Genomic DNA, 13,143 nt, shown 5'->3' on the forward strand with positions numbered 1-13,143 from the left:
GTCGTCGCGGCGGAGAATCCAGGTCCGATCCGGGGGCTGCTGCAATCGATGGCGCGGATCGGCCCGGTTAGTGGATCGGTTCCCCTGAATCAAACCGCCCATCGCGACGCTAGTGGCTGACTGGCCGATCAACAATGTTTCAGCTGCACTTCAGTGACATGAAATGTCGGATCTGAGACTTTCCGGGTCGAGGGTTTGTGAAAGTGAAGGCGCTCACGGCCTTTCGGGTGGTCCGATTGCGCCACGGATTGTCTGAAATGGCTGTCGCGACCGACAAATCCGGGACAACACTTGCGCATCAATCACTTACGCCACTGCCACCGCAGGACAGTAGTGCCGGCCGCTGGCCGGCCCCGACCATCCCGTAGTGCCGGCCGCTGGCCGGCTCCGCGGAATGCTGCAGAGCCGGCCAGCGGCCGGCACTACCGATGTCGAACGCTGCGCGGCCTGTCTTGGGGAGCACCACCGGCGCGGTGGCGAACGGGCAACAAAAAACCCGCCTGTCGCCAGGCGGGTTTTCGATGCTTCCGCTCAGACCCCGAGGACTCAGGCGTCCAGGCGGACCAGCCAGCCGTGACGGTCCGGCAGGCGGCCGTACTGGATGTCGGTCAGTTCCTTGCGCAGCGACATCGTCACTTCGCCGGCCGGGGCGTTGATGTCACCCACCGAGAAGCCTTCGCCCTTGAGCTGGCCGATCGGGGTGACCACCGCAGCGGTACCGCAGGCGAACGCTTCCACGATCTCGCCGGAGGTCACGCCATCCTTCCACTCCTCCAGGGTGACCTTGCGCTCTTCGACCTTCATGCCGCGGTCGCGGGCCAGCTGCAGGATGCTTTCACGGGTGATGCCTTCCAGGATGCTGCCCGACAGCGCCGGGGTCACCAGGGTGCCGTCCTTGTAGACCAGGAACACGTTCATGCCGCCCAGTTCTTCCAGGTACTTGCCCTCGACCGGGTCCAGGAACAGCACCTGCGAGCAGCCCTGCGCCTGCGCCTTCTGCTGCGGCAGCAGCGAGGCGGCGTAGTTGCCACCGCACTTGGCCGCGCCGGTGCCGCCCTTGCCTGCGCGCGCGTACTCGGTGGACAGCCAGATCGCGACCGGCGCCACGCCCTTGGCGAAGTACGGGCCGGCCGGGCTGGCGATGACGTAGTAGCCGGCCTTGTGCGCGCCGCGCACGCCGAGGAAGGCTTCATCGCCGATCATGAAGGGACGGAAGTACAGGCTGGATTCGTCGGCCGAGGGCACCCACGACGCATCCACGGCGATCAGCTGCTTGAGCGATTCGACGAAGATCTCCACCGGCAGTTCCGGCAGCGCCAGGCGCTGGGCCGAACGCTGCAGGCGGCGGCCGTTGGCCTCCGGGCGGAAGGTCCAGATCGAGCCGTCGGCGTGGCGGTAGGCCTTGATGCCTTCGAAGATTTCCTGGCCGTAATGCAGCACCGCGGCGGCCGGGTCCAGCTGCAGCGGACCGTACGGGCGCACCACGGCATCGTGCCAGCCGGTGTCCTTGTCCCAACGCACTTCCACCATGTGATCGGTGAAGTGCAGACCAAAACCGGGGGCGGCCAGGATGCGCTCACGCTCCTCGCTGCTGCGCGGCTGGGCGGAACGGGTGGTGTTGAAGCTCACGGAAGACTGGGACACCGGATATTTCCTGTTCTGGTTACGGGGAACGCCGTGACGCCGGCTGGCGATGGGCGGTTACAGCATGCCGGTTTCGAGCCGGGCGGCCTCGGACATCATGTGACGGCCCCACGGCGGGTCGAACACCAGCTCGACGTCGGCCTCGGCCACCGTCGGGATCATTTCCAGCTTGCTGCGCACGTCATCGACGAGGATCTCGCCCATGCCGCAGCCGGGCGCAGTGAGGGTCATCTTGATGTCGACCTCGCGCTGGCCGTCGTCCAGGTGCTTGAGGTCCACTTCATAGACCAGCCCCAGATCGACGATGTTGAAGGGGATCTCCGGATCGAAGCAGGTGCGGAGCTGCTGCCACACCAGTTTTTCGACCTCCTCGTCGGAGGCATCGGCGGGCAGTTCCAGCGCCGGGGGCGCTTCCTTGCCGATGGCATCGCCATCCTTGCCGGCGATGCGGAACAGATTGCCTTCGACAAAGACGGTATAGCTGCCACCCAGGGCCTGGGTGATATAGCCATAGCTGCCAGCGGGCAGCGTGACCGTTTCGCCCTGCGGGACCATGACGGCCTCGCAGTCGCGTTCGAAGTGGACAGGTTCACTGCTACGGGAATACATGTGGATCGATATGGGGGTCGCGGCCAATTCCCGCAAGGCGACCATTTTAGCCCAGTGGCCGCCCACGCGCCGGTCACCCCGCAAGCCGGTATCCTGTGGGGACTTACAGGAAGATTGCATGTCGCCCACGTCCGTGCCTGTCCGGAGCCGCCACTGGCTCTGGCCCCCGCTGTTTCTGCTTGGTGTTGTCACGGCCACGCTGGCCTGGTTGTTCATCGCCCTGCTCACCGGCCGCCAGGCCAGCTGGATGGCGGTTGTAGCCGCGCTGGAGATCGCGTTCATGCTGCGCCTGGGCACCCTGCGCGCCGGTGCCCCCCGGGTGGTGCTGACCGTGCTGGCCACCGTGCTGGTTGCGCTGGCGGCCAACTGGGGGATCGCTTCGGCCTACCTGGGCGGCTCGATGGGGCTCACCCCGTGGGAATCAGCGTTGCGCATGGGGCCCTATCTGGCCTGGACCCTGAGCGGCCTGGCCAACGGCGCGGTGGAATGGCTGTGGCTGGGCGTGGCGCTGGTGACCGGCTGGTGGGTGGCGAAGTAACCGCCCCACGGCTGCTTCGGGTCGCCGCATCCCGGGTATCGACGGATGCTCCGGGTCGCTGAATCCCGGGTATCGGCGAATGCTTCGTGTCGCCGCATACCGGGTATCGACGGATGCTCCGGGTCGCCTCATCCCGGGTATTGGTAGTGCCGGCCGCTGGCCGGCTCTTCATGACGCCTGGGCGGAAACGCATTGGTATTCACGCGTTGCGTGGAGCCGGCCAACGGCCGGCACTACCGGGTTGCTGATGCATCGCGGGAGCCGGCCAGCGGCCGGCACTACCGGGTTACTGATGCATCGCGGGAGCCGGCCAGCGGCCGGCACTACCTCTGTGTTCAATGGCCGCCGTCGAGGGCCTTCAGTTCGCTGACCAGCGCGCTCGCCGCACCGGCGCCATCGCCGTACAGCATCCGGGCGTTGTCGGCATAGAACAGCGCATTCTCGATGCCGGCAAAGCCGGTGCCCTTGCCGCGCTTGATCACCACCACGTTGCGGGCGTTGACCACGTCCAGGATCGGCATGCCGTAGATCGGGCTGGCCGGATCCGTACGCGCGACCGGGTTGACCACGTCGTTGGCGCCGATCACCAGCACCACGTCGGTGTTCGGGAACTCGGGGTTGATGTCGTCCATGTCGGCGATCAGGTCGTACGGCACGCCCGCTTCGGCCAGCAGCACGTTCATGTGCCCCGGCATGCGCCCGGCCACCGGGTGGATCGCGAACTTCACCTTGATGCCGCGATCGATCAACCGCTGCGCCAACTCCCACACCTTGTGCTGCGCCTGGGCCACGGCCATGCCGTAGCCGGGCACGATCACCACGCGCTCGGCGAAGGCCAGCATCGCGGCCACGTCGCTGGCCTCGATCGGCTTCTGCGCGCCGCTGATTTCCTGCGCGACACCGCCGCCGCCGAAGTTGGAGAACAGCACGCCGCTGATCGGCCGGTTCATCGCCTTGGCCATCAGGCGTGTGAGCAGGATGCCGGCCGCGCCGACCATCATGCCGGCGATGATCAGCGCCTCGTTGCCGAGCACATAGCCTTCGAACGCCACCGCCAGGCCGGTAAACGCGTTGTACAGCGAGATCACCACCGGCATGTCGGCGCCGCCGATCGGCAGCGTCATCAGCACGCCCAGTGCGAGTGCGACCACGAAGAAGCTGATGATCGCCACCGGGCTCAGCGTGACTGCCGCCCAGATGCCCAGCACCACCATCGCCAGCGCGACCAGCAAGTTGAACACCTGCTGCCCCGGGAAGGTGACGCGGCGGTCCAATCGCCCGTCGAGCTTGGCCCAGGCGATGATCGAGCCGGACAGCGACACCGCACCGATCGCCGAGCCGATCACGGCCAGCGCCAGCACCGTCGCCGACGGCTGGCGCGCGGCCAGATCGGCCAGCGCCTGCTCGCTCCAATGGGTGGTATCGCGGTTGGCCAGGAAGGAGAAACGCAGCAGTTCAACCGCACCGATCGCTGCCGCCGAACCGCCGCCCATGCCGTTGTAGAGGGCCACCATCTGCGGCATGTCGGTGATCGCCACGCGCTTGGCCGACCACCAGGCCACGCCGGTGCCGATCGCCACCGCCGCCAGGATCAGCGGAATGTTGTGCAGCTCGGGCAGGAAGAACGTGGCTACCGTGGCGATCAGCATGCCCAGCCCGGCCCAGCGGATGCCGCTGCGCGCGGTCATCGGCGAGGCCATGCGCTGCAGGCCAAGCAGGAACAGGGTCGCGGCGACCAGGTAGATCACCTGGACCAGCCACTGCAGCAGCTGCGCGGTGGTCACGTTCAAGGCGCCTTCTCCCCGGCGTCGCGCTTGGCGCTGGGCTTGAACATGTCCAGCATGCGTTCGGTCACCACGTAGCCGCCGGCTGCGTTGCCGGCGCCCAGGACCACCGCGATGAACCCGATGATCTTCTCCAGCGGCGTCTGCGCGTGCCCCAGCACCACCATCGCGCCGATCAGCACGATGCCGTGGATGAAGTTGGACCCGGACATCAGGGGGGTATGCAGGATCACCGGCACCCGCGAAATGATCACGTGGCCGGCAATGGCGGCCAGCATGAAGATATACAACGCCACGAACCCGTCGCTCATTGCAGTCACTCTCCCAGGCGGTCATCCCGTCCCCTGCATCATAACCATGCGCTGAACCAATCGGGCAGGCCGGTCAACCGCGCCCGCCCTGGGGCGTTCTCACGGTATCCCCCTGCCGGAACGCTACCCTGTGCTGGTGAGCTCTCCACTACCGTCGACGGATGCCGACCTGCCCGCCACGCCCGAGGTGGCGCTGCCGGTGTCGCTGGACGCCTTCCTGGCCGGCATCGGCCCGCGCGCGTTCCGCTTCGCCGAAGCGGGCCTGCGCCAGCGCGAGGACGCGCTGGATGCGGTGCAGGACAGCATGTTGAAGATGCTCGGCTATCGCGACAAACCCGCCGCCGAATGGGCGCCGTTGTTCTGGAGCATCCTGCGCCGCCGCGTGGTCGACCTGCAGCGCCGCCGTGGCTTCCGCCTGAAGTTCTGGCGCAGCAGCGACGAGGCCGGCAGCGACCACGATATCGACTGGGCCGACAGCGCCCCCGGTCCGGCCCAGGCCCATGAGCAGCGCGACCAGTACGCGCAACTGGTGCAGGCGCTGCGGGAGCTGCCCGCGCGCCAGCGTGAGGCCTTCACCCTGCGCGTGCTGCAGGACCTGGATGGCGCCACCACGGCCAAGGCCATGGGCTGCAGCGAAGGCGCGGTCAAAACCCATCTTTCGCGCGCCCGCCAAGCGCTGCAGCAGTCTTTGGAGATCGCCCTGTGAACCGCCCCCTGCCCCCTTCGATGCCTGACGATGCCGCCCTGCGGCAGCTGCATGCGCAGGCGCTGGATACGCTCTCGCCGACCACGCTGGCGCGGCTGCGCAGCGCGCGCCATGCGGCCTCACCGGCCAAGCGGCATGCGCCGTCGTGGTGGATGGCGACGGCCTGTTCGGCAGTGGTCGCCCTCGCCTTGGGCTACAGTTTCCTCCTGGGCGAATCGAGCGCCCCGCCGGCACCGGTGATGGCGAGCGCCACCGATGACAGCAGCGATGTCCTCGACGAGAATCCCGATCTGTATTTGTGGCTGGGCGGCACCGACCTGGCAATGGAGTGATGATGAAACTGCGACTGTCCCTGGGGCTGGTATGGCTGACCTTGAGTGCGGCGGGCTGGGCGCAGACCGCCCCGCTGCCGGACTGGGACGCGCTCAGCCCGCAGCAGCGCGAGGCGTTGATCGCGCCCGTGCGTGACCGCTGGAACGATGCGCCTGCCCCGCAGCGCGAGCGCATGCTGCAGCACGGCCAGCGCTGGCTGACCATGACCCCGGAGCAGCGCGCGCAGGCGCACCGCGGCCGCCACCGTTTCGAGAACATGACGCCGGAGCAGCGCGAGCAGGCGCGCGCATTGTTCGGTCAGATGCGCAGCATGAGCCCGGCGCAACGGCAGGAGCTGCGCGACCGCTGGGCGCGGATGACGCCGGACGAACGCAAGGCATGGCTGAAGGCCAATCCCGCCCCTGCTGCGCCGCCGTCCAAGCGCTGAAGCGCTGAAGCGCCGAAGCGCCGAAGCACTGGAGCAACGACCAACAACGGGGACGGGAGTCGTCATCAATTACCCCCGTCCCCGTTTTTTCAGGCGGCGACCCAGCGGGTTTTCGCGAGCAGTTCGTCGTCCCAGTCGAAGGTGACGGCGCCGTCTTTCAGGAACAGCGCGACGAAGTTGTAGACGTTGCGGGCGTACATCTCGCTGGCATGCACCGCGCCCTGGCTGGCCAGGTTGAGCGGGCCGTCGATAAGCACGCCGTCCAGATCCACCACCTCGCCCGGTTGGGTGGCTTCGCAGTTGCCGCCGGTTTCCGCGGCCAGATCGACGATCACGCTGCCCGGTTTCATGCCACGCGCCATCGCGGTGCTGACGATTTTCGGCGCGGGGCGGCCGGGCACGGCGGCGGTACAGATCACCACGTCCACCGTGCGCAGGTGCTCGCCGAGGCGGCGCTGCTGCTCGGCGCGTTCCTCATCGGTCAACGGCCGCGCGTAACCGCCCTCGCCGACCGCGCTCACGCCCAGGTCAAGGAATTTGCCGCCCAGCGATTCGATCTGCTCGCGGGTTTCCGGACGCACATCGAAGCCTTCCACCTGCGCGCCGAGACGGCGGGCGGTCGCGATGGCCTGCAGGCCGGCCACGCCGGCGCCGACCACCAGTACCTTCGAGGGGCGGATCGTGCCCGCGGCGGTGGTCAGCATCGGGAAGAACCGCGGCGCACGCTGCGCCGCGATCAGGGTGGCTTTGTAGCCCGCCATGCCGGCCTGCGAACTGAGCACGTCCATGGACTGGGCCCGCGTGGTACGCGGCAAGCGCTCCAGCGGAAACGCCTGCAGGCCGCGCGACTGGATCAGCCCGGCGCGCTCGGCATCGGCCTGCGGATGCAGCATGCCGATCAGGCTGGCGCCCGGTTTCAACCGGGCAAGGCGGTCATTGGCGGGTGGCTGCACGCACAGCACGAGGTCGGCCTGGGCCAGGCGGGTGTCATCGGCGGGCTGCGCGCCCACCTCCTGATACAGCGCATCGGGGAAGCCGGCCGACAACCCGGCACCCGGTTCGAATGACACGCCAGCGCCGAGCGCGATCAGCTTGCGCGCCGTTTCCGGCGTCATCGCCACGCGCCGTTCCCCCGGCGCGTGCTCCTTTACCACCAACACCTCGACAGCCATGCCTGTCCCCGACGATCAGCGGATTGTGGGCTGATCGTAACCTGATCGTCAGGCCAAGGTGGCCCTCCGGGCTCAATGCACGGTGGCCTTCCTGGTATCCAGCCGATCGATCACGCCCTGCATGGCACTGTCGAAGGCGCCATCGTCGATATGCGCACGCAGGCGACCCAAGCGCACCATCACGGCCAGTTCTTCCGGCGAGGCCACGCAGAAGCGCACCCCGCGCCGGTTGACGAACAGCAGGCGCTGGGAAATCGGGCTCACCCAGGACAGCTTGCCGGCCTGGACCTTGCCGTCCTTGTCGATGAAATCCAGCCAGCTGCCGATCTCCAGGCCGCGGAAGCGGTCGGCATCGGCATTGTCGAAATCGCTGACATCCACCTTGCTGCCCAGCTCCACCGACGGCGATTCCTGGGCCGGTGGCGAGGGCAGCGCGACCTGCGGCAGTTCGGGCAGCGCGCGCTCAAGCTCCGGGCGCGATTCGGCGATGCCCTGCAGGGTGTCGTGCAGCGCGTCGATGGCACTGGTGGCTGCATCGGCGTGTACCCCCACGCTGGCAAACACCTTGCGCAGCGCGGGATGCCAGGCCTGCAGCCACGGCTTGCCGACGATATGGCGGCGGGCCTCGGCCACTTCCTCCAGCATGCCATCGGCCAGGCTCAGCGCCTCACCGACCGACGCCCCGTCTTCGCCTTCGCGCAGCACGGTCAGGGTCAGGTGGTGCTGCCAGGGCTGGCGCAGGAACTCGCCGATGGCCTGCGGCAACGTGGTATCGCCAATACGGCGGTCCAGTTCGGTAGTGGCGCGCTGGCGCGCCATCTCCAGCTTTTCCTGGCCGCGCTGGGTCTCGGCGGCCCGGCGCTCGGCGATCTCGATCCGGCGACGATGCTGGGTCAGGAACTCGCGGAATTCTTCTTCCAGGGTCAGGAAGATCGCCAGGTTCTCATTGAACTCGGCCACCAGCCGCTCGATGATTTCTTCGACCTTGCCCATCAGCACGCGCTCGGCCTGGCTCTCGCCGGTATTGCCCTCGCAGGCTTCGGCCAGCGAGTTGAGCAGCTTGCGCGCCGGGTGGGTCTTCTGCACGAACATGCGGCGATCGAGCATGGCGACCTTGACGAAGGGCACCACCAGCCGGCCGATCAGCTCGCGCGAGCGGCCCTCCAGGTCGCGCTCGTCGAGCATCACATCGAACAGCATGCCGACCAGATCGATCGCGTCCTCGTCCTGCGGGTCCAGCCGGGCCTGCGCGGGGTCGACCCCCAGCCGGGTCGCACCGGACAGCACTTCACTTTTCAGGCGCTGCGCCAGCGATTCGCCGTCTTCGCCGATCGCCGCACGCAGGGTCGCGCTCGGCGTGGCCTGCAGCAGCGACAGCACCGACATCATCTCGCGCTGGCTCAACGGGCGCTGCTGGCCCACCGCGACGCTGGCCGCCGAGGTGGCGTCCTCGCGCACATGGCGGGTCTGCTGCAACAGTTCGTGCAGGGCATCAAGCAGCATGCCCTGGTTGCCGCCGAGGCTGTCACCGCCCTCGCCCGGCCCTTCGTACCCGGCCTGTCCGCCACCCTGGAGGCGGCCCCGGCTCTCGGCCCAGCGGTCGGCGAAGCGACGCGCCCAGGCCGGTGCCTGGCTTTCTTCGCCTGCCGATCCCATGCCGGCCTCGGCCTGGAAGCCATCAAATGCATCGCGCTCGTCGCGCGGCGGCGGAGAGGGTGCGCGCGGCGCCGGCCGGCGCGCGGCCATCTGCGGCATCACGCCCGCAGCGGCCAGTTGTTCATCCAGGTACTCGTAACGCTTGCCGATCGGCTGCTGCAGATCGCGCTCGCACAGCTTGATCAACACCAGGCGCACTTCCGGGGCCAGTTCACAGTCGGCGAAGGCCTCATGGATGGCAACGCCCAGATGCTCGGGACTGATCGGGTTGGTATCGGCCTGCAGCTCCAGCGCGCCGGCGATCAGGCCGAGGCGGCGGTCCAGCCGCGACAGCACCGGCTTGAAGTCACGCAGCAGCACGGTGGCGAAGTTGCGCACCGCCAACCGGGATTCCAGGACATGCTCGGGCACCAGGCTCAGCCCGTCCTCGACCTGCCCGGCCAGGGTGGCCTCGGCCGACAGCGGTTCACCCCGCTCCAGCGCTTCCCAGGCCTGGGCCAGGTGGGTGCTGAAGCCGGCCACGATGTCGTCCCGGCGGCGGCGCAGCTCGCGCATGCCATCCAGGAACAGCAACTGCGACGCGCCGGCGTCACCGGCACGGTCGAACAACACATCGTCAAAGCGCGCCAGCACCGTCGAGAACGACTCGACCAGCCCTGGCAGCACGGCCTCGCGGGCCATCTTCAACAACGCCGGGTCACGGCCCGGGTGCCCCCCTACATTGGGCGTGGCGATCATGCGAAAAGGCTCCCCACCCTCGCAGGCACTGAGTACAACATGGATACAACGAACGCCGGCGCACCCCATGCGCCCACGCTCGGATGGTAGGCCGGCCGACCGATCAAAGACAGTGAAGCAGTCGACACTTTAAACCTCATCACCGGTGGCCCGGCAGGCTTTGTATCGTAAGCGCAGCAGGCCGTGGAAGCGAGTACAGCCACGTGAAGGAAGTCCGCTGATTAGGTGATGTTCATCACGTTTTGTCGCAAATTGCACCGAGATCGTCCGAGGCCGTGTCACAAACGGTCGCGACTATAATCGGGGCATCGTTAAGTCTGATTGAGAACCCATGTCCGTCTCCTCCGCCCTGCACGCCCTGGATGCACGCCGTTCGGTCCCCGCCAAGCAACTGGGTGAACCCGGCCCCGACCCGGCCACCCTGCTGCGGATGCTGACCTCGGCCGTGCGGGTGCCCGACCACGGCAAGCTGGTGCCTTACCGCTTCCTGCGGATCGCCGGCGATGCGCGTCACAGTCTGGGTGCGTTCCTGGCCGAGCGCGCCGTCGAGCGCGACCCCCAGGTCTCGCCGGCCCAGTTGGACAAGGATCGCCAGCGTTTCTCCCATGCCCCGCTGATCATCACCGTCATCGCCAGCCCGCGCCCGAGCCCCAAGGTGCCCGAGGCAGAGCAGCTGATGACCGCCGGCTGCGTCTGCTTTGCCTTGCTGCAGGCCGCCCAGGCGCTGGGCTTCGGGGCGCAGTGGCTGACCGCGTGGATGGCGTTCGACCCAGCCGTGCATGCCCGCCTGGGCCTGGCCGAGGGCGAGCAGATCGCCGGCTTCATCCATATAGGCACCCCGAAAACCGAGGTGCCCGAGCGTGAGCGTCCGGACGCGGCCGCGTTGCTGCAGGACTGGGAGGGCTGAGATGTCCGCCCTTCCCGCCGGCCCGGGCATGCCCCCGCCGCCGCTGCGTGCGCCGCTGTATCTGGTCGATGCCAGCCTGTATGTGTTCCGCGCGTGGCACTCGATGCCCGACGAATTCCAGGACCAGCAGGGCTGGCCGACCAATGCCGTGCACGGCTTCGCGCGCTTCCTGCTCGACCTGCTCGAACGCGAGCGCCCGGCCAACATCGCCATCGCCTTCGATGAAGCGTTGGACAGCTGTTTCCGCCACCGGATCTACGCTGCCTACAAGGCCAACCGCGATCCCGCGCCCGATGCGCTGCGCCGCCAGTTCGCGCACTGCAAGGCGCTGTGCACCGCGCTGGGCCTGGCGGTGCTGGCCCACCACGAATACGAGGCCGATGACCTGATCGGCAGCGCCCTGCACGCACGCCGCGACGCCGGCATGCGCGGGGTGATCATCTCCGCCGACAAGGATCTTTCGCAGCTGCTGTTCGAGCATGACGAACAGTGGGACTACGCACGCAACCAGCGCTGGGGCATGGCCGGGGTCAAGGCGCGCCACGGGGTGCATGCGCACCAGATCGCCGACTACCTGGCGCTGTGCGGCGATGCGGTCGACAACATCCCTGGCGTGACCGGCGTGGGTGCCAAGTCCGCCGCCGTGCTGCTGGCCCACTTCGGCAGCCTGGACGTGCTGTATGAGCGCCTGGATGAAGTGCCGTTCCTGCGCCTGCGCGGTGCCGCGCAGATGGCCGTGCGCCTGCGCGAACAACGCGAGCATGCGCTGCTGTGGCGTCAGCTGACCACCATCGCGCTGGATGCGCCGCTGGAGGGCGCCGCTGCCGATTTCAGCCGGGGCGTGGCCGATGCACAGATGCTGCAGGGCCTGTGCGATGCGCTGCGTTTCGGCCCGTTGACCCGGCGCCGCCTGTTCGCCGCCGCCGGCCTGTCCGATTCCTCTTCCGTTGCCAGCGAGTTCGCATGAGCCCCGATACGCAAGCCCCCAAGGTCGTTTTTGAAGGCAAGTACCAGCGCATGGTCGTGCGCGGCACGTGGGAATACAGCGAGCGTACCCACGCCGGTGGCCTGGCCGCGATCATCATTGCGGTCACCCCCGAAGACACCGTGCTGTTCGTCGAGCAGTTCCGCATACCGCTGCAGGCCAGGACCATCGAGATGCCCGCCGGCCTGGTCGGCGACATCGATGCCGGTGAATCCATCGAAGTCTCGGCGGTGCGCGAGCTGGAGGAAGAAACCGGCTGGACCGCCGACCACGCTGAAGTGCTGATGATCGGCCCGACCTCCTCCGGTGCCAGCAGCGAGAAGATCGCCTTCGTGCGTGCCACCGGCCTGCGCAAGGTCGGTGAAGGCGGCGGCGATGCCAGCGAAGACATCACCGTGCACGAGATTCCCCGCGCCCGCGCCGCGGCGTGGCTGGTCGAAAAGATGGGCCAGGGCTACGAGCTGGATGCCAAGCTGTGGGCCGGGCTGTGGATGATCGAACACCACCTGGACGGGACCCCGCGTGGCTGATTCGCTGTTCCATCCACATACCGGCGCATCACTGCTCGGGCCGGCCGACCCGGCTCCGTTCACGGTGCATCAGGCGCAGGGCCGTTCGTCCTTCGTGCTGATCGCCGACCACGCCGGCCAGCAGGTGCCGGCCGCATTGGACGATCTCGGCCTGCCGCAGGCCGAGCTGGACCGCCACATCGGCTGGGACATCGGCATCGCCGGGGTCACCGTGGAACTGGCACGGCTGCTGGATGCCTGGGCGATCACGCAGACATATTCGCGGCTGGTGATCGACTGCAACCGGCCGTTGGCTTCGCCCACGCTGATGCCGGCGGTCAGTGACCTTACCGTCGTTCCCGGCAATCAGCGCCTGACAGCGGCGCAGCGACAGCAGCGCATCGACGCGATCCACGCGCCCTACCATGCGCGCATAGACGCCGAGCTCGATACCCGCCACGCGCAGGCCCGGCCGACGGTGCTGGTGATGATGCACAGCTTCACCCCGGTGATGAATGACGCTGCGCGGCCTTGGCATGCCGGCGTGCTGTACCACCGCGACACGCGATTCGCGCTTCCCCTGCTGCAGGCGCTGCGCGATGAAGGCGACCTGGTGGTGGGCGACAACCAGCCCTACGCCGTCAGCAGCACCAGCGACTACGCCGTGCCGGTGCATGGCGAAGGCCGCGGGCTGGTGCACGTGGAGCTGGAGATCCGCCAGGACCTGATTGCCGCTGCCGCTGGCCAGCAGGCGTGGGCACAGCGCCTGGCGCGGATCTTCACCGCCCTGCAGCCGCAACTGGACGCACTGCCGCCTGCGTAAG

14 protein-coding genes are annotated in these 13,143 nt (G+C 68.0%); 8 read left to right on the forward strand and 6 right to left on the reverse strand.

Annotation, left to right across the window (positions count from 1 at the left end; genetic code table 11):
- Nucleotides 1-546: 546 nt before the first annotated feature.
- Both PV764_RS09895 and sufT read right to left on the reverse strand, forming a co-directional pair.
- Nucleotides 547-1,644: a branched-chain amino acid aminotransferase gene (locus PV764_RS09895; protein ID WP_019182392.1), complete on the reverse strand. Its 1,098-nt coding sequence runs from the start codon at nt 1,642-1,644 to the stop codon at nt 547-549.
- 57 nt (nt 1,645-1,701) lie between these two features.
- Nucleotides 1,702-2,253 (reverse strand): putative Fe-S cluster assembly protein SufT, encoded by a 552-nt coding sequence (gene sufT / locus PV764_RS09900; RefSeq protein ID WP_019182393.1) that lies wholly within the window; start codon nt 2,251-2,253, stop codon nt 1,702-1,704.
- A 118-nt stretch (nt 2,254-2,371) separates the two neighbouring features.
- Between sufT and PV764_RS09905 the strand changes: the two genes are divergently transcribed.
- Nucleotides 2,372-2,791: a hypothetical protein gene (locus tag PV764_RS09905; protein ID WP_421116532.1), complete on the forward strand. Its 420-nt coding sequence runs from the start codon at nt 2,372-2,374 to the stop codon at nt 2,789-2,791.
- A gap of 335 nt (nt 2,792-3,126) precedes the next feature.
- Here PV764_RS09905 and PV764_RS09910 read toward each other — a convergent pair whose 3' ends face one another.
- Together PV764_RS09910 and PV764_RS09915 are read right to left on the reverse strand one after the other, a co-directional pair.
- Complete coding sequence (locus PV764_RS09910) at nt 3,127-4,581, reverse strand: NAD(P)(+) transhydrogenase (Re/Si-specific) subunit beta (RefSeq protein ID WP_421116533.1); 1,455 nt, start codon at nt 4,579-4,581, stop codon at nt 3,127-3,129.
- Nucleotides 4,578-4,886: an NAD(P) transhydrogenase subunit alpha gene (locus PV764_RS09915; RefSeq protein WP_019182396.1), complete on the reverse strand. Its 309-nt coding sequence runs from the start codon at nt 4,884-4,886 to the stop codon at nt 4,578-4,580. The genes PV764_RS09910 and PV764_RS09915 overlap by 4 nt, the downstream gene beginning before the upstream one ends.
- A 130-nt stretch (nt 4,887-5,016) precedes the next feature.
- On the opposite strand from PV764_RS09915, the gene PV764_RS09920 reads away from it, so the two are divergent.
- The 3 genes from PV764_RS09920 to PV764_RS09930 are packed head-to-tail and all read left to right on the forward strand — an operon-like array spanning nt 5,017 to nt 6,352.
- Nucleotides 5,017-5,592 carry an RNA polymerase sigma factor gene (locus PV764_RS09920; RefSeq protein WP_070426673.1) on the forward strand — a complete coding sequence of 192 codons (576 nt, stop codon included), beginning with the start codon at nt 5,017-5,019 and terminating at the stop codon, nt 5,590-5,592.
- Nucleotides 5,589-5,924 (forward strand): hypothetical protein, encoded by a 336-nt coding sequence (locus tag PV764_RS09925; RefSeq protein ID WP_421116534.1) that lies wholly within the window; start codon nt 5,589-5,591, stop codon nt 5,922-5,924. The genes PV764_RS09920 and PV764_RS09925 overlap by 4 nt, the downstream gene beginning before the upstream one ends.
- Nucleotides 5,924-6,352, forward strand: a complete 429-nt coding sequence (locus PV764_RS09930) for a DUF3106 domain-containing protein (protein WP_019182399.1) — start codon at nt 5,924-5,926, stop codon at nt 6,350-6,352. The genes PV764_RS09925 and PV764_RS09930 overlap by 1 nt, the downstream gene beginning before the upstream one ends.
- An 89-nt stretch (nt 6,353-6,441) precedes the next feature.
- Here the strand turns inward: PV764_RS09930 and PV764_RS09935 are convergent, their stop codons facing one another.
- Together PV764_RS09935 and PV764_RS09940 are read right to left on the reverse strand one after the other, a co-directional pair.
- Nucleotides 6,442-7,524 carry an NAD(P) transhydrogenase subunit alpha gene (locus tag PV764_RS09935; RefSeq protein WP_019182400.1) on the reverse strand — a complete coding sequence of 361 codons (1,083 nt, stop codon included), beginning with the start codon at nt 7,522-7,524 and terminating at the stop codon, nt 6,442-6,444.
- 72 nt (nt 7,525-7,596) lie between these two features.
- Nucleotides 7,597-9,918: a DUF1631 domain-containing protein gene (locus PV764_RS09940; RefSeq protein ID WP_284128342.1), complete on the reverse strand. Its 2,322-nt coding sequence runs from the start codon at nt 9,916-9,918 to the stop codon at nt 7,597-7,599.
- A 331-nt stretch (nt 9,919-10,249) separates the two neighbouring features.
- Here PV764_RS09940 and PV764_RS09945 point away from each other — a divergent pair, with 331 nt between their 5' ends.
- From PV764_RS09945 to PV764_RS09960, 4 genes are read left to right on the forward strand one after another with little or no spacing between them, the layout of a single operon-like run.
- On the forward strand, nt 10,250-10,825 hold the full coding sequence (locus tag PV764_RS09945; RefSeq protein WP_421116535.1) for a nitroreductase family protein: 576 nt from the start codon (nt 10,250-10,252) through the stop codon (nt 10,823-10,825).
- A 1-nt stretch (nt 10,826) separates the two neighbouring features.
- Complete coding sequence (locus tag PV764_RS09950) at nt 10,827-11,792, forward strand: 5'-3' exonuclease (protein WP_237393507.1); 966 nt, start codon at nt 10,827-10,829, stop codon at nt 11,790-11,792.
- Nucleotides 11,789-12,340, forward strand: coding sequence for an NUDIX hydrolase (locus PV764_RS09955; RefSeq protein ID WP_019182404.1), 552 nt, complete (start codon nt 11,789-11,791; stop codon nt 12,338-12,340). Before PV764_RS09950 ends, PV764_RS09955 begins: the two co-directional genes overlap by 4 nt.
- Entirely contained in the window at nt 12,333-13,142 is an 810-nt protein-coding gene (locus PV764_RS09960) for an N-formylglutamate amidohydrolase (protein ID WP_421116536.1), read from the forward strand. The genes PV764_RS09955 and PV764_RS09960 overlap by 8 nt, the downstream gene beginning before the upstream one ends.
- Nucleotide 13,143 lies beyond the last annotated feature (1 nt).

The sequence above is a fragment of the Stenotrophomonas sp. AS1 genome (genome assembly GCF_048957655.1).
In the GTDB taxonomy this organism is placed as follows: domain Bacteria; phylum Pseudomonadota; class Gammaproteobacteria; order Xanthomonadales; family Xanthomonadaceae; genus Stenotrophomonas; species Stenotrophomonas bentonitica_A.

Excerpts from the sequence above, each read along its gene's own strand:
- sufT (WP_019182393.1), bottom strand. The coding sequence starts at position 2,253 with ATGTATTCCCGTAGCAGTGAACCTGTCCACTTCGAACGCGACTGCGAG.
- PV764_RS09905 (WP_421116532.1), top strand. The coding sequence starts at position 2,372 with ATGTCGCCCACGTCCGTGCCTGTCCGGAGCCGCCACTGGCTCTGGCCC.
- PV764_RS09915 (WP_019182396.1), bottom strand. The coding sequence starts at position 4,886 with ATGAGCGACGGGTTCGTGGCGTTGTATATCTTCATGCTGGCCGCCATT.
- PV764_RS09930 (WP_019182399.1), top strand. The coding sequence starts at position 5,924 with ATGATGAAACTGCGACTGTCCCTGGGGCTGGTATGGCTGACCTTGAGT.
- PV764_RS09935 (WP_019182400.1), bottom strand. The coding sequence starts at position 7,524 with ATGGCTGTCGAGGTGTTGGTGGTAAAGGAGCACGCGCCGGGGGAACGG.
- PV764_RS09940 (WP_284128342.1), bottom strand. The coding sequence starts at position 9,918 with ATGATCGCCACGCCCAATGTAGGGGGGCACCCGGGCCGTGACCCGGCG.
- PV764_RS09945 (WP_421116535.1), top strand. The coding sequence starts at position 10,250 with ATGTCCGTCTCCTCCGCCCTGCACGCCCTGGATGCACGCCGTTCGGTC.
- PV764_RS09950 (WP_237393507.1), top strand. The coding sequence starts at position 10,827 with ATGTCCGCCCTTCCCGCCGGCCCGGGCATGCCCCCGCCGCCGCTGCGT.
- PV764_RS09955 (WP_019182404.1), top strand. The coding sequence starts at position 11,789 with ATGAGCCCCGATACGCAAGCCCCCAAGGTCGTTTTTGAAGGCAAGTAC.